Source organism: Tepidibacter mesophilus (assembly GCF_002724055.1).
Classification (GTDB): Bacteria; Bacillota; Clostridia; order Peptostreptococcales; family Peptostreptococcaceae; genus Tepidibacter_A; species Tepidibacter_A mesophilus.
Map to the genome: position 1 here is coordinate 175,012 of NZ_BDQY01000001.1, position 25,309 is coordinate 200,320.

The window sequence follows — 25,309 nt, forward strand, 5'->3', positions numbered from 1 at the left end:
GAAAGGCTAAATTCTAAACAATTCTAACTTTAAATTTAACAAAATCAGGGTTATTTGTCAAGTTCATTACCCATTTCTTGAGATTCTTCTTTTATTATATCCTCAGTAATATCTTTATTATCAGATTTATTAAAATTCATTTTTTCTTTTATATCATTAAATGATTCTTGTGTCATGTCATTTATATCTATAGTCTCACCATTTGTTTTTACTATTTTTATTTTGTATTTACCTACAACAGCAGCAGATACACCTACTATTGTAGCTATTGGACCTAACACCAAACCAATTGCGCCTGCTGTTACAGGTAGATTAAGTAGTACATCACCATCTTTTTCAAGCATAACTCTAGTTATATTTCCTTTTTTAAGAATTTCTTTTAATTTTTCTATCATTTCATTACTTTTTTCATTTATACCTTTAAATACGTTTCCTTCTCTTTTTTCAAGATAGACTAAAGCCTCTATGACATCCCCATTTGAATTTTCTAATGCTTCTTTAGCTTTTTCATACCCCACATTCATTCTTTCCATAATTTTGTCGATTTTTTCAAGTGTTATTTCCATTTTATCCACTCCTTACCCTTTTAAATTTTCAAGAAAATTTAATGATTTTAAATTTAAATTTTCTATATGAGTCATTAAATATTTTTTTAAAATATTATCTAGTTGATTTAATATATATGTTGATACCCGTATTTTGTTACAACTAACTATGTCGTTTTTTAATATATATTCTATTAAATTTACGGTTGTCGGATCAATCTTTATACTATAGTTATCAGCACCTATACATTCATTACATAGCATACCACCTTCTCTTATGCTAAACTTTCCTTTATTTAAGTTAGTATTACCACAATCAGTACATTTTAAAACATTAGGTTTGTATCCTATATAGTCTAAAAATTTAAGTTCAAATATATTGGTTATTAATTGATAATTAGCATCATCATATGAATATAAATATAGCGTCTTTAATAATAAATCAAACAGCCTATTGTTAGTTTGATTCTCAAATATATTTTGCTCAACCAATGAATTGATATAACTGGCATGAGCTAGAGTATCTATATTATAAGATAGATTGTAAAAATTTTGCTTTACTTCACATTGATTTAATTTATACATATTTCCATTTCTTCTAATAGAAAAATTAGAATATGAAAATACCTGTGTACCGGATAAGAATGTGCTCTTTGATCTTCTAGCACCTTTTGCAAGTACTGAAATTTTTCCAAGTTTCCTAGTAAATATAACTATTATAGAATCTGATTCTTCATACTTAATCGATTTCAGTACTATCCCATCTGTATTTATGAACATAATTATTTTTAATCTCCCTCATTGTATTTGATTTACACTTTAGGTTGTCATAGTACTTAATATACATATACGCATTTATGTCTCCTGTTTTTTTAAAATAATCCCATATTGCTTTATTCATTTCAAAAAACCCCCTTCTGTCCATTTGTCTTTATTTTTGGTAAGAAGGGGGATAATATGCATAATATTTTTTTATATTTTAAGAAAATTTTAGTAAAAGAGTAGTTGTTAATGTGAAATATATAGTAAGGCCAGTTATATCAAGTGTTGTTGAGATAAATGGAGCTGATGCAACAGCCGGATCAACGCCCAATCTTTTAAATACAATAGGTACTAATGTACCTATTGTAGCAGCAGTTAGCATGTTAGCAGCCATAGCTATTCCTACAACAATTCCTAATCTAAAGTCTCCTATCCATAAGTAGGCAACTACACATATTATAAGACTGCATATAAACCCAACACTAAGTCCTATGCTCATTTCTTGAGATATTGTCTTAAAAGCATTTTTCTGGTCTATATGCCCCGTAGCAAGCCCTCTCACAGTCAGTGTAGATGATTGGGTTCCAACATTTCCTCCCATTCCAGTTAAAAGAGGCATAAAAAAGGATACAGCTGCATACGCCTTTATTGTACTTTCATATTTTCCTAATATACGAGCTGATAAAGTGCCTCCAATTAATGTTATAAGCAACCAAGGTAGTCTTGCCTTTACAGCAGAAATTACTTTTGGGAAAAATTTATCATCTTCTAAGTACTCACTTTCAGATTCAGATGTTCCTGCAAATTTATATATATCTTCCGTTGCTTCTTCTTGTATGACATCTATTATATCATCAACTGTTATTATTCCTCTTATTTTTCCATTTATATCTGTTACAGGGATTGCCAAAAGGTCGTACTTCGATACAATTCTTGCAACCTCTTCCTGATCATCATTTACATTAACATCAATTACCTTCTCACTCATTATTCCTTCTATAATAGTATTAGGCTTAGAAATAATAAGTTCTCTTAAAGATATAACTCCTACAAGCTTATCATTCTTGTCAACCACATATACATAATATATAGTTTCAGCATCTGGAGCATTTTCTCTTAAATATTCTATAGCTTCATAACATGTAATATCCTTACTCAAAACGACAAAGTCTGTAGTCATTATACCACCAGCAGAATCTTCATCATATACAAGTAATTCCTTTATATCTTGAGCTAATTCTTTATCCAAAAGATCTATTATCTCATGCATTTTGTCCTCTGATAAATCACTCAATATATCAACCATATCATCCTGAGACATAAGATCTAGTATTCTCTTTTTATGATCTATGCTAATTTTTGATAATATAGTTGTAAACATATCAGAGTCTAATTCATCAAGTACCTTAGCTGCGACTTCAAGTGGAAGTATTTCAAATAATTTTATTTTTTTTTCTTCTTGTAAATTAATTAATATTTCCGATATATCTCGGGGATGAAGTTCCTCTATATATTCATTTAAATCTACTGTTTTTTCACTATCTATCAATGCATTAACTTGAACTATTATTTCTTGAAATAAAACTTCATTTTTGTTCATAGATTTCACCCCCAACCTAATGAATAATATACATTATTTATTATTGTATCCAAAACTATTTATATAATTTTCCATATTTCTCCAATTAGATTTAACTTTAACCCATGTTTGAAGATATACTTTTGAACCTAGAAGTTTTTGAATATCTTCTCTTGCAGATTTTCCTATTCCTTTTAATTTTCTTCCATTTTTACCTATTATAATTCCCTTATGAGAATCTCTTTCGCAGTATATAACAGCCGATATATCTATTATATTTCCGCCTTCTCTTGATTTCATTTGCTCAACTTCAACTGCAACTCCATGAGGAACTTCTTCATGAACATAATGTAGAACTTTTTCTCTTATTAGTTCAGAAATCAAAACTCTTTCAGGTTGATCTGTTATCATATCATCTGGGAAATACTTAGGACCTTGAGGTAAATGTTTATTTATAGTATTTACCAATGAATTCAAATGACCTTCCTTTAAAGCAGATATAGGTACTATTTCATCAAATATACCTTCTTCATCATATTTTTTCATAAGAAGAATTAGTTCTTCTTTTTCGAGCTTATCTATTTTATTTATAACAAGTACTATAGGTGTTCTAACCTTTCTTAAATCCTCTATAATCATTCTATCTCCAGGACCTATAGTTTTAGATTCATCAACAACAAATAAAACTACATCAACTTCATTAAGAGTATCTGTTGCAACCTTTACCATATACTCTCCCAATTTATTTTTTGGTTTATGTATTCCTGGAGTATCTAAAAATACTATTTGAAAATCTTTGGTTGTTAATACTGATTGAACTTTATTTCTAGTCGTTTGAGGTTTATCACTCATTATAGCTATTTTTTCTCCAACTACTTTATTCATAATTGTAGATTTTCCTACATTAGGTCTTCCTATTATACTTGCAAATCCTGATTTAAAACTCATATTATTCACCTCTTTATTTTTTAAGGTCTACTCCTGTGAAACCATAAGGAATTAATTCATCTATAGATAATTCTCTATACTCACCTTCAGACTCTCCTAATACAACTTTAATATCTCTTCCAAATTCTAATATAACTTGTCTACATATTCCACATGGGTAAGTTTCTCCTATATTATCACTAGTTATGGCTATTTTTTCAAACTCTCTTTCTCCTTCTGATACAGCCTTAAATATAGCTGTTCTTTCTGCACAATTAGTCCCTCCATAAGATGCACACTCTACATTACATCCTGTAAAGACCTTGCCCGATTTAGTTAAAAGAGCTGCTCCTACATGAAATTTAGAATATGGAACATATGCATTTTCCTTAGCCTTTTCTGCAATTTTTAATAACTCTTTATTATCCATTTCAAATTCCTCCTTAGTTTTCTTTATATCCTACAATTCCACCAGAAACTATTATTTTAAGAGCATTATCAATAGATACATCCAAATAAATTATATCTTTTTTAGCTACTGCAACAAGCATTCCAGATGTAGGGTTTGGAGTTGTAGGTATAAATACAAACACACTTTCTTCTCCTGCATAGTCATTTATAGAAGCAGGTGCATTTGTAGTTATGAACCCTATTGTATATATACCCTTTGAAGGATATTGAACTAATACAGTATTTTTAAAACCTTCTCCTTTTTTACTAGCAAAAGCATCTACTACTTGTTTTACCGAAGAATATATCATTCCAACTAAAGGAATTTTATGCATTACCCTTTCAAATCCATTAAATATCTTTTTACCTATTACATCTGTTGCAAAAATACCAGCACCAAATGTCAATATCAATGTTATTACTATACCAACACCATAAAGATGCATTCCTAATAGTTTTTCAAGAGGAGCCCTAAATATATAATCTACCTTATTAAAAAGCCAAAATACTAATGATATAGTAACTGCAATTGGAAGAATGGTAAAAATTCCGCTTATAAATACTCTTTTTATATCTGTTTTATCAGAACTATTTTTTTTCAAAAGTTCCTCATCCTTTCGCTTTAACCTTTTAAATCAATGTATAGAGCATTTTCAATTATATCAAACATTTAAGTTTTATCCAATATTTATTTAAAATGTACGTTACATACGAAGTCACCAAAAGAATGGAAATATTTCCATTCTTTTTTATCCAAGACTTATTTGAAATACCAATATAGTTGTTAGTATTCCCAATACAGCTCCAAATACAACTTCTATACCACTGTGAATTTCTCCTTCTATTCTACTTTGTGCAACAAGTAGAGCCAATATATATGTAAGAGTCGATACTAATATCTCCTCAGAAATAAATGTAACCGCAGTTGCAACCGAAAATGCAAGTGCAGCATGACCGCTAGGCATACCACCTTTTAGATAGGTTCCTTTTTTAGTTATAGCCTTAACTATAACTACCAATATGAGAACTATTACTATTGCTATAACTGTTATATGCATTTCTGATTTTCTTATTTTATTTAAAACAATATTTGATAAAGGATTTATTCTATCAAAAAATAACAAGTAACCTACTACAATAGAATTTAAAGATGCAATCAAAACAGCTCCTGCTGAAACATCTTTAGCAATTTTTGCAAGTTCATGGTATTCATTAGTGAACAAATCTATAGATTTTTCTATTGCTGTATTTATCATTTCAGATATTATAACCAATGATATTGTAAAAAACAAAATAATAATTTCGTATTTAGTCAAATCAAAGAATAAACTTAGAAATAATATTATTATAGATATTAGATAGTGTATTTTCATATTTCTCTCATTTTTAACAGTGTATATTATACCATCTATAGCGCAATTGAAAGCATTTATAAGCTTCTTAGCTCTCATATTACGCCCTCACTATCCCAAGTTTAACTAAAACAGCTTCTTCCTTTGATCTCATAATTTTTGTATTTTCCTCTGTGTCATGATCATATCCCATTAAATGAAACATACTATGACAAACTAAAAAAGCTACTTCTCTTTCATAAGAATGATTATAATCCTTACTTTGTTCTAATGCTTTTTCCATAGATATCACAATATCTCCAAGAGCTTTTTCCTCAAGCTCTATATCAAACTCATAATCACCTATTAATGGAAATGACAATACATCTGTTTCTCTATCTATTCCCCTATATAATTTATTTAATTGATGTATTTCATCGTTATCTACAAATGACAGACTTATTTCATACTCATCATCAAATCCTTCATACTTTAAGCACTCTTTAGTTACATTCTTTATAGTGTTCATTAGTTCATCACTTATTAATATTTTATTCTGTCTATTATCCATTATTAACTGCATTTAATTTCCTCCTTCTTTTGGATACTCTATTCTTTGATGAAACATACCCATAATGACTTCTATAAAAGCTTCTTTTATCAAGTCTAATTCTTTTAATGTCAAATCGCTTTTATCAAACTGTCCATCATTCAATTTACCTTTGACTATTTTTTCTATCATATTCTCAATTTTTTCTTTACTTGGTTCTTTTATACTTCTAATAGCCGCTTCTACAGAATCTGCCATCATTATTACAGCCGCTTCTTTACTTTGAGGTTGTGGCCCTTTATATCTAAAGTCAGCTTCTTTTGCATCCATTCCTATCTCTTTAGCCTTGTAATAAAAGTAAGCAACCGATGTTGTACCATGATGCTCTCTTATTATATTTATTATTTCTTTAGGTAATTTATATTTTTGAGCAAGCTCTACTCCATAGCTTACATGTTCTTTAATTATCTGAGTGCTCATCATAGGGGATATCTTATCATGAGGATTATCCATAGTTATTTGATTCTCTTTAAAAAAATACGGCTTTGATAGTTTTCCCATGTCATGATAATATGAAGCTACTCTTGCAAATAAAGAATTTGCTTCAATTTTATCACAAGCCCTTTCTGCTAAATTCCCAACTATTATACTGTGATGATATGTACCTGGTGTTTCTATTAGCATCCTTTTTAATATTTCATTATTAGCACTTGATAATTCTAATAATTTAAGACTTGTCAGTATATCAAAATAATGTTCCCATAAAGGTAAGCTTCCAACCACAAAAATAGATGAAATTATACCTGATAATAGTGAAAGTAATGAATTTATAAAAGGTTCTTTTAAGCTTGTTGTAGTTATAAACCCTATTGACATTACAAGTAACAAATTTAAAAGCCCTATTTTAAATCCTGTAATTATTACATTTCGTCTTTGAGCTATTTCAAGATTAGAAAAAGAAGCAAAAGTTCCTGAAACTAATGATATTAATAATATATTTATATCTCCTGTAGCTATATAAAGCATTATAGATATAATCAAATTCGATATTATAGCTATATTAGTATTTAAAAGTATACTTATTAACATACTAGCCCAAGCAACAGGGATTATATATAAAGATATTTTACTAAGAGTTATGCTAATTAGCATAGTAATAGAAATAATCAATATTATTAGTAATAACTTCTTTTCATTTTTTAATGTGTTTTTGTCAAAAATATTTATATAAAGAACACCTAAAGCTTCAAGTATCAATATCATAATTATTAATCCTATTATAACAAAGAAATCTTCTTTGCCTTTTTTTTGAACAAAGCCTATACTTTGTAAAATTTCTAGTTTTTCTTTAGTTATAAGATCGCCCTTAGATATTATATTTTCACCTTTTGGTATTATAACCTTTTCAACAGAAGTCTTCGCTTGTTCTGTTTTTTGTTGCGTTTTTTCCAAATCCAAAAATTTATTCGGTCTTATATAGTTATCTATTATTTCTATGCTTAAAAGTTTTTCGTTTTGATTAAATGTTTTTATTTCTTCAAAAAACTCTGATATATTCTCTTTTTGATATTCTACTTCCTCTTTTGTGATACCTGTGCTCATAATTTGGTTTATTATTTCAAATATATAATTTTTTAATTTTTCAAGTCTAACTTTGTCCATATTCAGAGCTAAGCTTATAGATTTATTAGATATAATAGAATATTTTCGCTGAATGCTTTCTAGTTTTTGCTTAAATTCTAATTCTTCATTATTATTAATGTCATTTATATCAGAAAAAAACTTTTCTATATCTGATTTTGTTTCTGCTTGAACTGTTAGATTTATTTTGTAAACAGGTTGAACCTGTTGACCAGCCTTATCAATAAGTTTTTGTGTTTCTATCTTGTTTTCTATATCTTTTTTTGCTTTTATATCCTCTTGAGCTGTTTGCCCTACTTTTAATTCATACTTTTGAGGAGATAAAAAAGCAAATATTACTATAAAATTAATTATAAAAAACAAAAGAGCAAGGGAAAACTTCCTAAATTTCATTTTTCCCTCTCCTTTCTAATTTTTATTTTTCTTTTTGCTATTTTTATATTCTTGTTTTTTCTCGTATTTACTATAAGCTTTGATTATTCTTTGAACAAGTTCATGTCTTACAACATCTTTTTCTGTCAACTCACAAATAGATATTCCTTTTACATCTTTTAATACCTCTCTTGCATGTAAAAGCCCAGATTTTTTATTACTTGGAATGTCCGTTTGAGTAATATCACCAGTTACTACAGCCTTTGATCCAAATCCAAGTCTAGTTAAAAACATCTTCATTTGCTCTGGAGTTGTATTTTGAGCTTCATCAAGTATTATAAATGCGTTATCCAGTGTTCTACCTCTCATAAATGCGAGAGGTGCTATCTCTATTATTCCTCTTTCCATATATCTATCAAATTTTTCAGATCCAAGTATCTCAAACAGCGCATCATACAAAGGTCTTAAATATGGATCAACTTTATCTTTTAAATCACCAGGTAAAAAACCAAGCGTCTCTCCAGCTTCAACTGCGGGTCTTGTTAAAACAATTCTATTAACTTCATCTTTTTTAAGAGACCTAGCCGCCATGGCAACAGCTAAATATGTTTTACCGGTACCAGCAGGACCTATTCCAAATGTAATATTATTTTCTTTTATTAAATTAATATACTTTTTCTGACCTAGAGTCTTTGGTTGTATAGGTTTTGATTTTATAGTAAAAGCAATAATATCATCAGATAGTTCTTGCATTTTTTCCTCACTACCCTCAAATAATAAGTTTATACAGTAGGATATATTCTGATTATTTAATTGATTTCCCTTTTCAACCATAAGTTCTAACTCTTTAATAAGCCTTTTCCCAAGTTCTACATTTTTTTCTTCGCCTATTAGAACTATGCTTCCATCCCTTAATACTACATCAACATTAATACCTTCTTCTATAATTTTTATATTTTTATCCAAGTTACCAAATAATTGTTTTGAAAATTCATCATTCTCTATCTGTATCTTGCAGTTTATCATCAGTATAATTTCCTCCTTCTACTTTTTCATACTTTCCTATATCTTCTAAGGTTTGTATAATCACAGTAAATTTCAATATATTTTTTTCTACACTATAATTTTCATTTTTATCTATTATCCTTGCCTGTACAGGCAATAAATAATCCATTTTTTTTAAAGCTTTTGATTTAAGTGTAGTTTTAATTTGATTTAGATTCTTATCATTTTTCTTTATATTAACTTCATAAAAAGTATTTATTTGAATTTGTATTGGAAATTCAAAGCTCTTATATTGAAGCTTCAAATCCTTTGTTTTTATATCGTAATCTTTATAAGGTATATTTTTATTTGTTATAAATTCTTTATTATATAACTTAATTTTAAATATTTTTTTATTTTTTCCCGTTCTGTTCTTGCTTTTATTTGTATACTCTACCTTTTCTGTTATTTCATAAAATGTTTTTGCCCACACTTCTCCCTTAGCTGTAAGATTTCCACCAGCTATTAGTACATCTCCAGTTTTAACTATATCACCTTTTTTAATCAATGATTCTCCACTTCTTGGTATTACTTTCTCTATTATACCATCTTTTTTGGCAATTATATTACAATTTATTTTGCTATTTTCTTTAGGTTCTTCAGCTTTCTTCACTATATCTACAAAAGCACTAGTTCCCTGTATATTTATAGATATATATGCAATTGAATTAAACTTATATAATATACTATCCCTTACATCCTTTTTATTTATTATATATTTATTCGTTCCAGGCTTAAGTCCACATTCATAAAGCTGTTTTCTTAATTCTTTTTTATCTATACCTTCAGGGCAGTCTATATACACATTTGTTATAAATGTTGTCAAAAACAATAATATAAGTACAGATAAAACTCCTCCAAATAAAAGGGTTTTTCTTTTATAAACCCTTTTCATAAAAAACGGTAGTCCAACTGACCTTTTAATCTTTAAATTGTAATTAGATTTTCTATAAATACTTATAAGTTCTTTAACATCATCTTTGTATACATAGGCTTCTATTTTTGTTTCAGATATCCTTTTTATATTAAATATATAAATTTTATTTTTAGCTAAATTATTTATAAATTTTTCTAAATTTAAGCCTTCTATATTTATAACACAAAATCCTTTAATATATTGCCACAACTTTTATGCCCCCTTAAACCCAATATTCAATAGAGTATATTTTACCTTCAACACATAAATCATCCTCAGTTATATATTTAATAATAAGGTTTTCCCCTTCTATCTTTAAAACATTTTCCTTTGTATCAATTTTTATCAGCTGTTTAGAATATTCCATCACACTTGTATAATTTTCTATGTTAACACATTTATTGCTAATGGTAGTAACCCTTGGCAAATCGATTTGTAAATCATTAGGCAAGTTAACCATTATCACACCTCCCCTTATATAATTTTATGAGTTCTATATTATTTAATTCCTAATTTTAAACTTATATTTTAATTGTTGTATAGAACTTGGCTTTCATATTATTTAATATATAGAACTTTTATTTATATTTAATCTATTTATTTATGTTTAAATTTATTAGTTGAGGGCATATATATAATATATATAAATAATAAGTTTAAAAGGGAGGTTTTTATAAATGAAAAGCTTAAAAGAATTTTTACAAACTGGAGATTTTAAAGGAGAAAAACACGTACCTGTTATACATTTACCTGAGAATATAGAAAAAGACAAGGAATTTGATTTAAGAGTGTCTATAGGAGATGAGATAAAACATCCTAATACTTTAGAGCACCATATAGCTTGGGTTAAAGTTTTCTTCAAAGGTGAAAATGATAAATTTCCTGTTGAAATAGCTAGTTTTAATTTTTCAGCTCACGGTGAATCGGACAACACAACTCAACCCGTAGGAATTACAAGTGTTAAAGTTGGTAAATCAGGAACTATACACGCACTTAGCTACTGTAATATACACGGACTTTGGGAAAACAGCGCATGCATAGAGGTTAAATAAAACCATCTAGTTGCAACTATAGTTATCAGATCAATATTATCTTCAATTTAAAAATCATAGAATTTCCTTAAGAATAAAAAATACTAGCTTATTTGACAAGTTGCAACTTTTATATTAAAATCGAGTTGTTACATTGGATATTCAATAAGTTATTCAAAATTTATTAATTATGATATTTAAATAAAAACAATTCAATGAATTGTTTTTATTTTTTTGTGTAATAAAAAATAATAAAGAGGTGGTTATTTGTTTTTAAACAAGAAAGATAACAAAGTATTTATAATTTCAATTATTTTAGTAATATCAATAGTCCTGTGCTGTCTTATTGTTCCTAATTCATTTAGTTCTATAGCAAATAAAGCTTTAAATTTTTTAGTACATGAATTTGGATGGATTTATTTAATAAGTATGACTTTATTTTTGATTTTTAGTATAATGCTTGCATTTAGCAAGTATGGAAGTATAAAGTTAGGAGATGACAATTCAAAACCAGAATATAGCTATATATCTTGGTTTTCTATGTTATTTAGTGCAGGTATGGGAATTGGTCTTGTATTTTGGGGGGTTGCCGAACCGCTTAATCATTATGTATCTCCTATAGGAGTTGATAGTGGATCAGAGTTAGCCAAAAGGTTTGCTATAAAAAAAGCATTCATGCACTGGGGACTTCACCCTTGGGCTGTATACAGTATATTAGCTTTATCTCTTGCATATATACAATTTAGAAAAAAATATCCTTGTTTGATAAGTAATTTGTTTATCCCCTTATTTGGAAAGGATGTTTCTAATAGGAAAATCGGTAAATCAATAGATATTTTAGCAATTTTTGCTACTATAGGAGGTGCTGCTACTTCTCTAGGTCTTGGCACACTTCAAATAAACAGTGGTCTTAATTATTTATTCAATATTCCAGAAACTGCTATGATACAAACTATAATTATATTAGTAGTCACAGTTTTATTCATAATATCAGCTGTTGGTGGAGTTGATAAAGGGATAAAAATACTATCTAACTTAAATATATTAATGGCACTTGTTTTACTATTATTATCTATAATAATAGGACCAACCATTGACATACTTCATTCATTTTTCGTAGGTTTAAAAGATTATTCTAAAGACCTTATAATCGAAATAAATCCTTTTGGAAAACCTGATTGGTACAAATCTTGGACCATATTTTATTGGGCTTGGTGGATATCATGGGCTCCATTCGTAGGAACTTTTATAGCTAGGATTTCAAAAGGAAGAACCATAAGAGAATTTATAATAGGAGTTTTATTAGTTCCCTCAATAGTTTCATTTTTATGGTTTTCAACATTTGGTACTATGGGTACAAATTTAGGATTAGATATAGCAAACAATGCTATTTCAAAAACTTCAACTGCATTTTTCATAATTATGAATAACTACCCATTAGGAAGTTTAATATCTATAGTAGCTATAATACTTCTTTGTACATTCTTTGTTACATCAGCAGATTCAGCAACATTTGTCCTAGGTATGATGTCTTCTAATGGTAACCTAAATCCAAACAACAAAACAAAGATAACATGGGGGATATTACAATCATTATTAGCCCTATCTTTACTTTTATCAGGAGGTCTTAGTATGCTTCAGACTATATCTATAGTCGCAGCATTTCCATTTATATTTGTAATATTATCATCTATATTATGTTTAATTAAATTTTTAAAACAAGAAAACATTTAGAAAATACTAAAACTAAACTACTATTATATCAATAAAATGCGTTGGATTGATAATCTTAATTTTATCAACCAACGTATTAATTAATACTTATCTTCTCAAACATTATCCTATCTTTATTTATCTCACCTGTAGCCATAGATAATGGCAACGAAAATCTCTTCTTCCCACAGCTACCAGGATTAAAATAACGTATTCCATTTAACTCTTTATCCTCGTATTTATGAGAGTGACCATAAATAATTAAATCAATACCTTCTAACTCTTTAGGAATATCTTTCTTATCATGAACCATACAAAATTTCACCTTATCTATAACACAGTTTACTTTACAAGGAAGATTATATGCCCATTTTTCTCTATCAATATTACCACGAACAGCATATACGTATCCAATTGTTTGTAAACGGTATAACAATTCTTCGCTTCCTATGTCCCCTGCATGAAAAATATATTCACATCCTTGAAGGTATTGTATAACCTCGCCTCTTAACAAGCCATGGGTATCTGATATAATCCCTATTTTCATATCTTTATCCTTTCTTTATCTATTTATAATTATAGTATACAGTCAAATGTAAGCTTTTAAAAACTTACATTTGATTCTTTAATAATTTATTAATTCAATGATATAAATATATCTATAGTTTGATTGTTCATATCCTCTGAATCATTGTGATACAATTCAAAATCACTATCATATTTTCTATCCAAGTCCATATTCCATATTTCATACCACGCTTCACCTACTTCTTTAACCATATTACCTTTAATAGTAAACTTTGCATACTTTCCTTCATTAATTATTTTTTTATCAAGCCCATCGCTATTATCCGGCTCTGTCACTTCACAACAGCACATAAATGTATACGGTTTTGTTGCATCTCCGTCATACTTTGTATACAACCCTATTCCTTTTCCATCAACCTTGTTTCTAATATTCTCATAGATAGACTCATTAATAAATTTTTCCCACATTGCTCCAATATCCTTCATTGATTGTTCATTTTTATTAGTTGTCCTAATTGATTTTCCAACAACAACTTTTTTAGTTAATGTAACTATTTCGTATTGCATATTTATCACCTCATTATTTTATTTGTTCATTTCTATGAACTAAATATAGTATAATAAAGTTAATATGACATCAGCATGTCTTATTTTGAAAATTATTTATAGTTTTTTAAAGTTATCTCTAGTTTATTTTTAATAATTCCTCGTATGTATTTTGGAGTAATAATATTAATATGTTCACCAAAGGATATGATATAATTATATAACCACTCATCTTCTGCTATAATAATATCAATAGTAAAACTACCATCCAAATTTTTAGTAACATCTTTTTCATCAAATTCATCATATACTCTATGTTTCACTTGTGATGATAGTATAATTTTTAAGTCAATTACATTTGGTTCATTTTTATAAGAAAAAGTTGTGTCAGCTGCATTATAGTAACTTCTATCAAAAGTATGCTCAGTTACTATCAATTTCTTTATCCTATACGCCTTAAAAATACGAAAATCATTTTTTAATAAACAAAATGCTTGCAAATACCATGCTTTATGTTTAAATATCAATTTAATAGGATTGACTATTCTGTTTGTTTTATCTCCAAATAAATTATAATAATCAAACTGTATAGTTCTACAGTTTGTTAGTGAAAATTTTAATGTTTCAAATTTAGCTTTTTCTACTTTTGAACCTCCCCAATTTGAAAAATCAACTTCTATCCAATTATCAATTTTTTTATTGAATAAATTTTTCAACTTTAAAATCGAACCATCAACATTCTCATATCCAGTGACTTTAAGTGTTTCCAATCCCATTAATAAATTATTCTGTTCTTCATTTGATAAAACGGACTTATTCATTACAAAATTGTCTAGCAAACTTATTCCTCCACCTTTTCCTTTACTTGTATAAATTGGAATTCCAGCCAAAGAAAGAGTTTCTATATCTCTATATATTGTTCTTGTAGATACCTCAAATATTTCAGACAATTCCTTTGCAGTTATCTGTTCTTTATCTAATAATATATATACGATTTTAAACAACCTATCAATTTGCATTGATATCACCACCCAAGAATATTATAACAGTTAAATATGCTATATATATATTATTAAAAGATAATTTAAAATAGATGCCATATTCTTTGATACTCATTTTTGTTATATATTAAGCAATAAATTATTTATTTTTTTACTCACTTTCTGTCTTTCCTCATATATCCATTCTTCATCAATTGTAGGTCCAAAAATTTTACCAAAAGAATAATATAAATTTATTTTCTGATAATAAATTTCTAATTCATCAAGTGATTCAAATTTATACATAGGCTTGAATAATTCATTTCTTTTTGCAATAAATAATTCATCAATATATGATATAAATGTATCCATAAGCTCTTTATTATCTACATCGAATGGTATCTTCAAAAGTTTCCATTTAATAATTTGTGAAAGATTATATTTTTTTATGTTATATAGTACAATTAAATATTCATCTATATCCATTTTTTCATATAATAATGATTTACATTCTGTCTCGCCCCAAACGGATAGTTTTTCTGTTAAAGAAACATTTTCAATATTTAATATATCTTCACTTGGGCCTAAAATTGCATATTCAATATCATTATCTTTACTATTAATAGATTTATTTATATATTCAAAATTGTCTCCATATACAGCAACATATCCGACATCATATATTCCTTTCCTACCTGCTCTACCTGCTATTTGTTTAGCTTCTTGAGAATTTAAAAATCTAAATTCTTTCCCATCAAACTTTTTTATTTCCATAAATACTATTCTTTTAATCGGAAGGTTAACTCCCATTCCAATAGCATCTGTTGTAATTAAAACGGATGTTTCTTTATTTAAAAATTTAGCATACTGTTTTTTTCTAACTTCTGGCGGTAAATCACCATATATTAAACTACATTCAATTCCAAAGTTTGAATAGAGCAGAGCAAGTTCAAGAACTCTTTTTTTAGAAAACACAACTAGAGCATCTCCATCCTTAACATCTTTGTATTTAAACGACTTTTCCTCTATCTCAAGTGGAATATTGCGTTTATACTCTTTAATTATATAATCATCACCTATGTCTTTTATAATATTGATTAATATTTTTTTTGCATTTGATGCGCCACATATATGTATTTCTCTGCATCTTAATCCTAACAACGCCCTAGTCCATGCTGCCCCTCTTTTTTCATCAACTATCATCTGTATTTCATCAATTATTGCTAGTTCAAATTCTTCATTTATATTTAGTTTTTCTATAGTACATGAAATATGATCCGCATTTTGATGAATTATCTCTTCTTCTCCTGTAAATAAACTGCATGCTACCCCTTCATTATTTAACCTTTCATAGTTTTCTAATGCAAGTATTCTAAGAGGTGCAAGATATATCCCTTTTCTACTTTCTTTAAGTCTTTGCATTGAATTATATGTTTTACCAGTATTGGTCTCTCCTAAATGTAGATAAATAGTTCTCTTTATTCTTCTTGCTTTTAAATATTCATCTTTTGGATTTTGAGGAAATATTATATCCATTTTTTCATTTATCAGATTTGGGATATATTTTGTAATCAAAATATTCATTAATCCTGAACTTTTATAACATTCATAATGATTATCTATTATTTCTTCTAGTTTATAGTCCGAATTATTTTTTTGATTATATTCTGAAAGCAATTTTTCAGATACATAATTCAGTAATCCCTCATATTTTCCATATAATTTATTTGCTTCGTTATGTTTTGTAGGATTTCGTTTTTTATTAAATATGTTCTCTATTTCTGCTATAAGCTTCAATTTCTTACGAAGAGACGCTTCATGATCCCATAATTCATTTATTTTTGTGTTCTTTATTATTTGCTCAACCTGTTTTATTTGATTTTTGAGTTTTTTAATTTCTCTTTCTGCTACTGATAATTTCATGGTTATTCCTCCTTGTAATTAGTGTTTGCTATTTTGTAGATAAAAATGAGTTTTTTTGCCATTATAATTTTCATATTAATTGAAAACAATAAAATAATAAATAAATTTAAAATACTTATATTCTTGGAGGTATCAATGTCAAAAGAAGCAAAAATTTTATTAATAGTTAGTGGATTATTTACCCTTGCTAAAGGTTTGTCCAATGTTTTTGTAAATATATTCTTATGGAAAAAATCAAATGATTTTATCCTAATTTCGCAGTATAATCTAATTCAGTATATATTTTTGCCAATTTCTTTTACTATTGCAGGATGGCTTGCAAAGAAAAAAAATGGAATATGGTCGCTTAGAATCGGAATTGTTTTTTATATATTGTTTTTTATTTTAATTCTTTTAATAAAAGATCGCATTATAAAATACATTTACCCTCTTGGAATATTATTTGGAGTAGCTGGAGGCTTCTATTGGCTTGCTTTTGATGTGCTAAGCTTTGATTTTACATCTACTAACAACAGAGATACTTTTAATGGATATAATGGTTTTATAGCTGGAATATCCGCTGCTATCGCTCCTTTTACAGCAGCTTATATTATTGAAAGAAGTAACAATACGGCAGGATATATGATAGTATTTGCTCTGTCATTAATATGTTTTATTATTTTAATACTTATAAGTTTATTACTTCGTTCAAAACACTATAAAGAAAAACTAGATTTTAAGAAAATAATAGGTAGTAATAATTTTGAGTGGAATAATCTAAGAAAAAGTACAGCTGCTTGGGGATTAAGAGATGTTGTAATATTATTTTTACTCAATATATTAATCTATAAAACAACAAAAAGTGAAATGGAACTAGGAAAGCTTTTTTTAATTGCTTATTTGATTTCATCAGCATCTTATATATTAGAACAAAAGTTTATAAAACCAAACAGAAGAACATTTGCCCTACATATAGGTGCAATATTTATGTTTATTTCAGTTTTAGGACTAGTTATAAAAATCAATTATTCTTCCATATTATTCTTTATTATATTAGATGCAATGTCTGTACCATTTTTTTATGTGCCTATGACATCTGCTACTTTTAATGTACTGGCTCAGCACCATGAAGATAATATGAGAATTGAATATATTATAAGTAGAGATATTGCCCTTAATACAGGACGAATACTATGTACAACCTTACTAATGATTCTTTTAACTTTTATAAAAAACGATAGAGTACTTAATTACTTTTTACTTTTTATAGGAAGCGGTCAATTAATTGCTCTTTATTTCTTAAGAAAAATAAAAATGTGGGATGTATAAACAAGGGTGATTATTAATAATCACCCTGTTCTCATAAATCTATCTTTTAACGTAGGCTAATCTAATAGAAAATCTATTCTTGACTATGATTGTTTTTACTCGTAAGTAATATATTTATATTATTACTCTTTTTCCCTTCTAGTGAACCATGTGTATATCCAATAACATCAAAATATTGAGCAAATTCTTTGGCAAATTCTTCGTAGTGCTCACATCTACCTCTTATACATGTAGATAAATGTATTGTATCTACATCTGCTTTTTTAAGCTTTTCTATTTTTGTTTTAACACTTTCAAGTGGATTTTTGTCACATCCATTACAATTATTAAAGCAAACTAACTGACACCCAACTTCTTTATATCTTTCAAAAGAATCTTCCTTTTGATTGAATGTCCTTAAACACCCATTTGCAGTACATTTTTTTGAAACCTCTCCACATACATATATAGCAACTTTTTTCATCTTATTTTCCTCCATATTTTATACAATTTCAAAATTTATTATATCATTGTTAAAAATGATTTTATGTGTTAATTATCACACAAAAAAACTACCTCGTCATAGAAATCAATTTCTATTTCAAGATAGCCTTTTTTTATCTTTAAACAAATTATATAATTTTCAAATTATAGATAATATCCATAAAAGAACTATATTTACAACTATTTTAAACAACAAAGCCGTTAGACTTGTTTGCGTCATGAGTCAGTGCATAACAACTAGACGAATTTTATCTTTTAATACTTTTTGGTTTACTTAATATTTCAGACATAATAATCGCCTTCATCAAATCATCTGAATCTGAAAAAAGATCAAACCCTTCATCTGAATTCATACTTTTGCTATTTTTATCATAATCTTTATTTAAGTTTTGTTCCTGATTAATATAATCATCTATATTTTTAGGGTCTTGTTTAGCTTCAATATCTTCTGTAAATATAGTAGATATATCTTCATCTACATATTCCTCTTTAGACTCTTTTATATGTTTTTGTTTTTTATAGTTATAACTTAATTCATTTAAATTATTCTCTATTTTTTTAACTGTATTATTTACATTTTTTAATAAAGTATTTTTATTTTCAGTACCCTCATCTTCGTCTTTAAAAAAAGCTTTGAAAACAATACTAATCACATATATAAGAGCTGGTATTAATATGCCTTCCATATTATCACACCTTATTTATCAGTCTTTATATTTGATTTATTAGAGCCTACTTTCGATATAGATTCTCTCATATTTGTATCAGCCATAACATTTTTAAGGTTATAATAATCCATAACACCTAAATTTCCATTTTTGAATGCCTCTGATATAGCTAGCGGAATTTCAGCCTCTGCTTCAACAACTTTAGCTCTCATTTGCTCAACCATAGCCTTCATTTCCTGTTCTTTTGCTATTGCCATTGCTCTTCTCTCTTCTGCTTTTGCTTGGGCTATCTTTTTATCAGCCTCAGCTTGATCTGTTTGAAGTTGCGCTCCTATATTTCTTCCTACATCAACATCGGCTATATCTATAGATAGTATTTCAAATGCAGTGCCAGAATCAAGACCCTTTTCTAATACCCTTTGAGAAATGGAATCTGGGTTTTCAAGAACTGCCTTATGATTAATAGATGAACCTACAGTTGTGACTATACCTTCTCCAACTCTTGCTATTATAGTCTCTTCTCCTGCTCCTCCAACTAATCTTTCAATATTTGCTCTTACAGTAACCCTTGCTCTTGCTATAACCTCTATACCATCCTTTGCCATTGCTGCAATTTTTGGAGTCTCTATGACCTTAGGATTTACACTAACTTGAACAGCTTCAAGTACATCTCTACCAGCAAGATCTATAGCTGCTGCTTGCTCAAACTCAAGATTTATATTAGCTCTTTGAGCTGCAATTAAAGCATCTACAACAGAATTGACATCTCCTCCAGCTAGATAATGAGCCTCTAGGTTGTCTATTCCAAGATTTAAACCTGCTTTTGTAGCCTTTATCATCGGATTTACAATTCTAGCTGGCGAAACTCTTCTGAATCTCATTCCAACAAGTGTTAAAATAGATATCTTAACTCCTGAGAATAAAGCTGTAATCCAAAGTCCAACTGGTATAAAGCTAAAAAATAAAACTACAAGTATAACTATTAAAGCTATACCTACTATAGGTGCTATCATAATACTATCCCTCCTTGATATATCTTACTATTATTTTGTTTGATTCAACTTTTACTATTCTTACTTTTTGTCCAACTCCAATAAATATACCCTCAGTTATTACATCTAATATTTCGCCATCTACATCGATTTTACCAGATGGTCTTAAATCTGAAATACTTGTTCCTTCTTTGTTCAAATAGATTCTATTATCTTTTGATGGAATATATCCTTTTTCAACATCAAGTGTTGTATTTAAAAATAAAGTCTTATACATTTTCCTCTTAGGAAGTTTTTTTAGTATATAGATTAGCGCAAATATACTTACTGTAAACGAAATCATTATAACAAAAAAAGCTTGCACCATATTACTAGAAGCCATTATTATACTGAATATAATGCTTCCTACTCCAATTGTACCAAACAACCCAAATCCCGGAGCCATAGCTTCTATTACAAGTAGAATAATACCTATTCCAAATACAAATACAGTTGTACTAGTAGAATTGCCTGTATACATAGATCCCATAAAGAATAATGAAAATCCAACAATACTTATTATACCACCAAATCCAAATCCTGGGGTTAAAATTTCTAATATCATTCCTATAAATCCTAAAGATAGTAAAATAGGCGCAATATATGTAGATGTTATTATATTTCTAAAAAGCCCAGCAATCTTAATAGTCGCATCTTTTTGAACATAATTATCTATATTCAAATCAGTGTAAATTGCCTTATTCGAAGAAGCTATCCCATCTATAAATTTTATTTCATACGCTTTTTTAGTAGTTAAATTAAGTAACTTGCCTTTATCTACTAAATCTTTTATTTTTATATCTTTATCAGCCATGGCTGCAACAACCTCAGTATCTCTTTTCTTTTGCTCAGCTACAGCCCTAAGTTGTGATGTCCAATACGATATATTTTTTTCTGTATTAGGTATAGTTTCAGCAGAACCAATTGTAGAGTAATTGTTCATATATATATAATCACAAGATATAGATATTAAAACTCCCGCGGATTCTGCCTTTTTATTTATATAAGCTATAGTAGGTGTATCTTGTTCTATTATAATATCACTTATATCAACAGCAGAATCTACACGACCACCATAAGTATCTATATCAAAAAGTATATAGTCTGCATTTTCTTTATTCGCCTGCTCTATTGACTCTTTTATATAATGATACATCCCTTTATTAACTTCACCCTTAACATCGATTTTGTATATTATATTTTCAGAATCAGCAAATCCTTTGTATGGTAATATTAAAATAGCCATAAATAGAATTACTATCAATTTACTTATATTTTTCAAAATTTCACCCTCTTATCCATTAAGTATTTTATCGACTCTTCTTTCTAAATCTGATAGACAAAATGGCTTTATTATATAATCGTCCGCTCCCTTTTCAAAGCAGTCATCTATATCTTCCTGCTTGCAATTACAACTCAATATAAAAACCTTTGTATTCTTATCTTTTTTAGTATTTTTTATATAATCACATATTTCACAACCATCCATACCAGGAAGTGTATAGTCTGTTATGACTAAATCCGGTTTAAAACTTTCATAAATTTTTATTCCATCATTTCCATCATTACTATATTCTACATCATAATTATTCATAAGTCTATCTTTGATAATCCTAACTATCATATTAGAGTCATCTATTAACAATACTCTTTTCTTAGTGTATTCCTTTTCTAGATAAGTTATCTTTCCCCTTCCCTCATCTTTTGAAATATACAAAGCTTTATCAGCACGATCAAGAGCTTCCTGTATAGGTTCATTTTTAACTGTAGTCGTTATTCCAGCACTAAAAGATATCTTTATATTATTTCCTCGGTAATTAATATTTTTTTTGCTTATATTATCTAAGCATCTTTGCATAACACTGCAAACTTGTTTTTTTAATAAATTCTTAAATAGAATTAAAAACTCATCTCCTCCAAATCGATATATCTCATCTTCATCGCGAAGAGACTCTTTAAGTTCATTTACAAGTATGCTTAATACATAATCCCCAGCTAAATGACCATATTTATCGTTTATACTTTTAAAATAATCAAAATCTATAAATGCTATTGATATACCGTCATTATATTTTAGACTATTCTCTATATTTTTTATATTTTGATTGAAAAAATTTTTATTATATACTCCAGTAAGATTATCTTTACTTATTTTGCCATGATAGTGATCAACTTTTTTAAATATATTTTCTATTCTAACAATTAACTCTTCTGTTTGAAACGGCTTAGTTATATAATCCTCTGCCCCTTCCTTTAAAGCTCTTATTCTATCTCTAGCTATATTTTTAGCAGTCAAAAATATTATAGGGATATTTATATTTTCTTTTTTAATTTGTTCTAATAGTTCAAATCCATTTTTATCAGGCATTATAATATCCAATATCATCAAATCAACTTTTTTATTATTTAGTATAAACATTAAGTCTTTAGCGCCTAAAGATTTAATAACATTGTACCCCTGTTTTTTTAGTATATTTTCTAATAAAGACAACAAATCTACGTCATCATCTACTACTAATATTGTCTTATTCTTAATATCTTCTTTTATGTTCTTGTGTATATCCTTATTGCCGTTGTTAAAACATTTTTTATTTTTAAGACAAGAAATTTCTTTATAAATACAAGATACTCCATTTAATATTTCCCCAAAATATTCATTACACATCTCCCCATTATAGTTTTCCAAATAAGATTCGTATATTCCTGCCACATTAGACAGTTCATCCAATCCAAACATAGCAGCAGTTCCCTTTATATTGTGGAAAAATCTATATATTTTTTTATAATCTTCAGTATCTTCATTTAGCCTATATTTTATTAATATCATCATAATTTTCTCTATTTTTTCGCTTTGATTACTTAAAAACATGTGTATCGCATCATCAATCAAAAATTGTGAATCTACCACTGTCCTCTCTCCCCTTTTTTAAAGTTTGCCCTCTTTAATATTTCTCTAACTGTATAGATAAATCCTTGTGAATAAATAAAAATCCCAATAAATTGGGATTCTTACTTATTTAAAATCCATGTATAATAATTCAAAACAGTTGCAAATAATAACCAAATCAGATACAGTCCCATCAAATAACCCGAAATCTTATCTATCTTATAAAACTTAATAGTAGTTATAATAACAAATAATAAAAGTAATATTATCTCTATTAAAGCAAATCCTCTAAGTCCTAATTTGAAGTAAATTATTGGCCACATAAAATTCAATATAAGTTGCATAGAATAAAACACAAGAGCACTCTTAACTTGTTTTCTATCATCTCCATATTTCCACACTCTATAAGAAGCAATTCCCATAAGAACGTATAAAATAGGCCATACTACTTTAAATGTATAATCAGGAGGAGCAAACGACGGTTTAATTAAATTATTATATAATTCCATAGAATCCATAGTTATGTAACTACTTAAACCACCTACTATCAAAGGTATTAATATACTTATTATTAACTTTTTTATATTTCTCAAGTCTATTATCATACGCACCACCCTTTCTTATATATTTATATGTACAATAAAAAACGTTTATACATCGTTTTTTTATATATCCAAAATTACAACTATTTTTAATCACCAGAGTAGTGAGACTTGTTGGCATAACGTATGTAAATTTTGAAAACTAAACCAGTAGGGCTCTTTATGACATGATTCATAACTTAATATGAATCAAACTTTTTGCAAAATAAAAAGACTAAAGCATACGCTTTAGTCTTTTAAATCTATTGTAAGTGTTTTTTAACTAATTCATTTACAATTTTTCCGTCAGCTTTTCCTTTTACTTTAGGCATAAGCACTGACATTAATCTTCCCATTTCTTTCTTTGAAGAAGCTCCAATTTCAGTTATGGTATCGACTACTATAACTTCTATCTCTTCCTCACTTAATTGAGCTGGTAAGTAATCTTTAAGTATTTCTATTTCTTCTTGTGTTTGAGATATAAGATCTTCTCTACCTGCTTTTGTAAATTCTTCAAGTGCATCTTTTCGTTGTTTCATCTGCTTAACAACAATATCAAGTACACCTTGTTCATCAAGTTCAACTCTATTGTCTACCTCATACTGCTTAATTGCAGCTCTTATAAGAGTTACAACAGATTTTTTAACTTGATTTTTTTCTTTCATAGCAAGCTTCAAATCATCCATTAATTTTGCCTTAAGAGACATTCTCTCCACCTCTTATTCACTATCTTTTCTTGCTAGCTTTTCTCTTAGCAGCTTCAGACTTTTTCTTACGCTTTACGCTTGGCTTATCGTAATGCTCTCTTTTTCTAACTTCAGATAATATTCCAGATACAGCACATTGACGCTTAAATCTCTTAAGAGCACTATCTAAAGTTTCGTTATCTCTTACTTTTATTTCTGACATTCTTCTTCCCTCCCTCCAATACCAGCAATCTTGCTATAACTATAGCTACGATCATAAACTTGGCTTACTACAGGGTTTTAATACCATACCAAATTATTATAAACTATTTCCTCATTTTTTTCAAGTACTTTTTAGTCATATATCCCAACTATGAGAATTAATTTTTAATAACATTATATTATACGATATTAAACATTTAAATATTTAAAATCTAACCAAATTAACCTATTATAAATCTAAATTTTTTTCTTTATGCCCATTTTAAAATTTTTCCACCAATTATATGATAATGAATATGTTTTACTTCTTGACCTGCATTTTTCCCACAGTTATTCACTATTCTAAATCCATCTTCTTTAAAATTCATATCATGCGCAATTTTATTAATAATTTTATGAATATAAGCTACTATTTCCATCTCATTATCTTGTATATCAATTATAGATTCATAATGCTTTTTCGGTATAACTAATATATGAACAGGAGCTATAGGATTTATATCTTTAAAAGCTAATACCTTTTCATCTTCATATACTTTATCTGATGGTATTTCTCCATTTATTATTTTGCAAAATATACAATTATCCAAAATGTACACCTCCAT

At 27.8% G+C, this 25,309-nt stretch carries 29 protein-coding genes; 3 read left to right on the forward strand and 26 right to left on the reverse strand.

All coding sequences use genetic code 11. From position 1 onward, the window contains the following. Positions 1-50: 50 nt before the first annotated feature. From Tmeso_RS00810 to Tmeso_RS00870, 13 genes are all read right to left on the reverse strand, one after another. Positions 51-566: a DUF4342 domain-containing protein gene (locus Tmeso_RS00810; protein WP_099187278.1), complete on the reverse strand. Its 516-nt coding sequence runs from the start codon at positions 564-566 to the stop codon at positions 51-53. Positions 567-578: 12 nt separating this feature from the next. After that, positions 579-1,325, reverse strand: coding sequence for a DNA repair protein RecO (gene recO, locus Tmeso_RS00815; protein WP_242967785.1), 747 nt, complete (start codon positions 1,323-1,325; stop codon positions 579-581). Continuing rightward, on the reverse strand, positions 1,285-1,446 hold the full coding sequence (locus tag Tmeso_RS00820; protein WP_099187280.1) for a YqzL family protein: 162 nt from the start codon (positions 1,444-1,446) through the stop codon (positions 1,285-1,287). The genes recO and Tmeso_RS00820 overlap by 41 nt, the downstream gene beginning before the upstream one ends. A 78-nt stretch (positions 1,447-1,524) precedes the next feature. Continuing rightward, positions 1,525-2,907 carry a magnesium transporter gene (gene mgtE / locus Tmeso_RS00825; protein WP_099187281.1) on the reverse strand — a complete coding sequence of 461 codons (1,383 nt, stop codon included), beginning with the start codon at positions 2,905-2,907 and terminating at the stop codon, positions 1,525-1,527. Positions 2,908-2,940: 33 nt separating this feature from the next. After that, a complete protein-coding gene (gene era / locus Tmeso_RS00830) occupies positions 2,941-3,834 on the reverse strand; it encodes a GTPase Era (protein ID WP_099187283.1) in 894 nt (297 codons plus the stop codon). Between the two features lie 13 nt (positions 3,835-3,847). Next, entirely contained in the window at positions 3,848-4,270 is a 423-nt protein-coding gene (locus Tmeso_RS00835) for a cytidine deaminase (RefSeq protein WP_305791268.1), read from the reverse strand. Continuing rightward, complete coding sequence (locus tag Tmeso_RS00840; protein WP_099187287.1) at positions 4,257-4,865, reverse strand: DUF502 domain-containing protein; 609 nt, start codon at positions 4,863-4,865, stop codon at positions 4,257-4,259. Before Tmeso_RS00840 ends, Tmeso_RS00835 begins: the two co-directional genes overlap by 14 nt. 147 nt (positions 4,866-5,012) lie before the next feature. Continuing rightward, complete coding sequence (locus tag Tmeso_RS00845; protein ID WP_099187289.1) at positions 5,013-5,714, reverse strand: diacylglycerol kinase; 702 nt, start codon at positions 5,712-5,714, stop codon at positions 5,013-5,015. A gap of 1 nt (position 5,715) precedes the next feature. Continuing rightward, positions 5,716-6,177, reverse strand: coding sequence for an rRNA maturation RNase YbeY (ybeY, locus tag Tmeso_RS00850; protein ID WP_099187291.1), 462 nt, complete (start codon positions 6,175-6,177; stop codon positions 5,716-5,718). Next, complete coding sequence (locus tag Tmeso_RS00855; protein ID WP_099187293.1) at positions 6,178-8,178, reverse strand: HD family phosphohydrolase; 2,001 nt, start codon at positions 8,176-8,178, stop codon at positions 6,178-6,180. Between the two features lie 15 nt (positions 8,179-8,193). Further along, on the reverse strand, positions 8,194-9,186 hold the full coding sequence (locus Tmeso_RS00860) for a PhoH family protein (protein WP_408646037.1): 993 nt from the start codon (positions 9,184-9,186) through the stop codon (positions 8,194-8,196). Further along, positions 9,152-10,327 carry a sporulation protein YqfD gene (yqfD, locus tag Tmeso_RS00865; protein ID WP_099187297.1) on the reverse strand — a complete coding sequence of 392 codons (1,176 nt, stop codon included), beginning with the start codon at positions 10,325-10,327 and terminating at the stop codon, positions 9,152-9,154. Before yqfD ends, Tmeso_RS00860 begins: the two co-directional genes overlap by 35 nt. Before the next feature lie 13 nt (positions 10,328-10,340). Beyond that, positions 10,341-10,577: a YabP/YqfC family sporulation protein gene (locus Tmeso_RS00870; protein ID WP_099187299.1), complete on the reverse strand. Its 237-nt coding sequence runs from the start codon at positions 10,575-10,577 to the stop codon at positions 10,341-10,343. Positions 10,578-10,794: 217 nt separating this feature from the next. On the opposite strand from Tmeso_RS00870, the gene Tmeso_RS00875 reads away from it, so the two are divergent. Together Tmeso_RS00875 and Tmeso_RS00880 are read left to right on the forward strand one after the other, a co-directional pair. Continuing rightward, entirely contained in the window at positions 10,795-11,169 is a 375-nt protein-coding gene (locus Tmeso_RS00875; protein ID WP_099187301.1) for a class II SORL domain-containing protein, read from the forward strand. A gap of 246 nt (positions 11,170-11,415) precedes the next feature. Next, positions 11,416-12,882 (forward strand): BCCT family transporter, encoded by a 1,467-nt coding sequence (locus tag Tmeso_RS00880; protein ID WP_099187303.1) that lies wholly within the window; start codon positions 11,416-11,418, stop codon positions 12,880-12,882. Between the two features lie 76 nt (positions 12,883-12,958). On the opposite strand, the gene Tmeso_RS00885 is transcribed toward Tmeso_RS00880, so the two are convergent. The 4 genes from Tmeso_RS00885 to Tmeso_RS00900 all read right to left on the reverse strand — a co-directional run bounded on the left by Tmeso_RS00885 (position 12,959) and on the right by Tmeso_RS00900 (position 16,838). Further along, the gene (locus Tmeso_RS00885; protein WP_099187305.1) at positions 12,959-13,408 is read right to left on the reverse strand and encodes a metallophosphoesterase family protein; all 450 of its coding nucleotides are present in this window, start codon (positions 13,406-13,408) and stop codon (positions 12,959-12,961) included. Positions 13,409-13,497: 89 nt separating this feature from the next. Next, positions 13,498-13,956: a GyrI-like domain-containing protein gene (locus Tmeso_RS00890; protein ID WP_099187307.1), complete on the reverse strand. Its 459-nt coding sequence runs from the start codon at positions 13,954-13,956 to the stop codon at positions 13,498-13,500. 92 nt (positions 13,957-14,048) lie between these two features. Next, a complete protein-coding gene (locus Tmeso_RS00895; protein ID WP_099187309.1) occupies positions 14,049-14,954 on the reverse strand; it encodes a helix-turn-helix transcriptional regulator in 906 nt (301 codons plus the stop codon). Between the two features lie 102 nt (positions 14,955-15,056). Continuing rightward, positions 15,057-16,838: a helicase-related protein gene (locus tag Tmeso_RS00900; protein ID WP_099187311.1), complete on the reverse strand. Its 1,782-nt coding sequence runs from the start codon at positions 16,836-16,838 to the stop codon at positions 15,057-15,059. Positions 16,839-16,973: 135 nt separating this feature from the next. On the opposite strand from Tmeso_RS00900, the gene Tmeso_RS00905 reads away from it, so the two are divergent. Further along, positions 16,974-18,146 carry an MFS transporter gene (locus Tmeso_RS00905; protein ID WP_099187313.1) on the forward strand — a complete coding sequence of 391 codons (1,173 nt, stop codon included), beginning with the start codon at positions 16,974-16,976 and terminating at the stop codon, positions 18,144-18,146. A gap of 73 nt (positions 18,147-18,219) precedes the next feature. Here the strand turns inward: Tmeso_RS00905 and Tmeso_RS00910 are convergent, their stop codons facing one another. From Tmeso_RS00910 to Tmeso_RS00950, 9 genes are all read right to left on the reverse strand, one after another. Then, positions 18,220-18,609 (reverse strand): CGGC domain-containing protein, encoded by a 390-nt coding sequence (locus Tmeso_RS00910; RefSeq protein ID WP_099187315.1) that lies wholly within the window; start codon positions 18,607-18,609, stop codon positions 18,220-18,222. Positions 18,610-18,877: 268 nt separating this feature from the next. Then, positions 18,878-19,315 (reverse strand): hypothetical protein, encoded by a 438-nt coding sequence (locus tag Tmeso_RS00915; RefSeq protein WP_099187317.1) that lies wholly within the window; start codon positions 19,313-19,315, stop codon positions 18,878-18,880. An 11-nt stretch (positions 19,316-19,326) separates the two neighbouring features. Further along, a complete protein-coding gene (floA, locus tag Tmeso_RS00920; protein ID WP_099187319.1) occupies positions 19,327-20,310 on the reverse strand; it encodes a flotillin-like protein FloA in 984 nt (327 codons plus the stop codon). A 4-nt stretch (positions 20,311-20,314) separates the two neighbouring features. After that, on the reverse strand, positions 20,315-21,610 hold the full coding sequence (locus tag Tmeso_RS00925) for an NfeD family protein (RefSeq protein ID WP_099187321.1): 1,296 nt from the start codon (positions 21,608-21,610) through the stop codon (positions 20,315-20,317). Positions 21,611-21,622: 12 nt separating this feature from the next. Further along, positions 21,623-23,236, reverse strand: a complete 1,614-nt coding sequence (locus tag Tmeso_RS00930) for a response regulator (RefSeq protein WP_099187323.1) — start codon at positions 23,234-23,236, stop codon at positions 21,623-21,625. Between the two features lie 101 nt (positions 23,237-23,337). After that, the gene (locus Tmeso_RS00935) at positions 23,338-23,820 is read right to left on the reverse strand and encodes a TspO/MBR family protein (RefSeq protein WP_099187325.1); all 483 of its coding nucleotides are present in this window, start codon (positions 23,818-23,820) and stop codon (positions 23,338-23,340) included. Between the two features lie 239 nt (positions 23,821-24,059). Next, positions 24,060-24,503: a GatB/YqeY domain-containing protein gene (locus Tmeso_RS00940; protein ID WP_099187327.1), complete on the reverse strand. Its 444-nt coding sequence runs from the start codon at positions 24,501-24,503 to the stop codon at positions 24,060-24,062. Positions 24,504-24,522: 19 nt separating this feature from the next. After that, positions 24,523-24,705, reverse strand: a complete 183-nt coding sequence (rpsU, locus tag Tmeso_RS00945) for a 30S ribosomal protein S21 (RefSeq protein ID WP_099187329.1) — start codon at positions 24,703-24,705, stop codon at positions 24,523-24,525. Between the two features lie 250 nt (positions 24,706-24,955). Next, positions 24,956-25,309 (reverse strand): histidine triad nucleotide-binding protein, encoded by a 354-nt coding sequence (locus Tmeso_RS00950; protein WP_187296175.1) that lies wholly within the window; start codon positions 25,307-25,309, stop codon positions 24,956-24,958.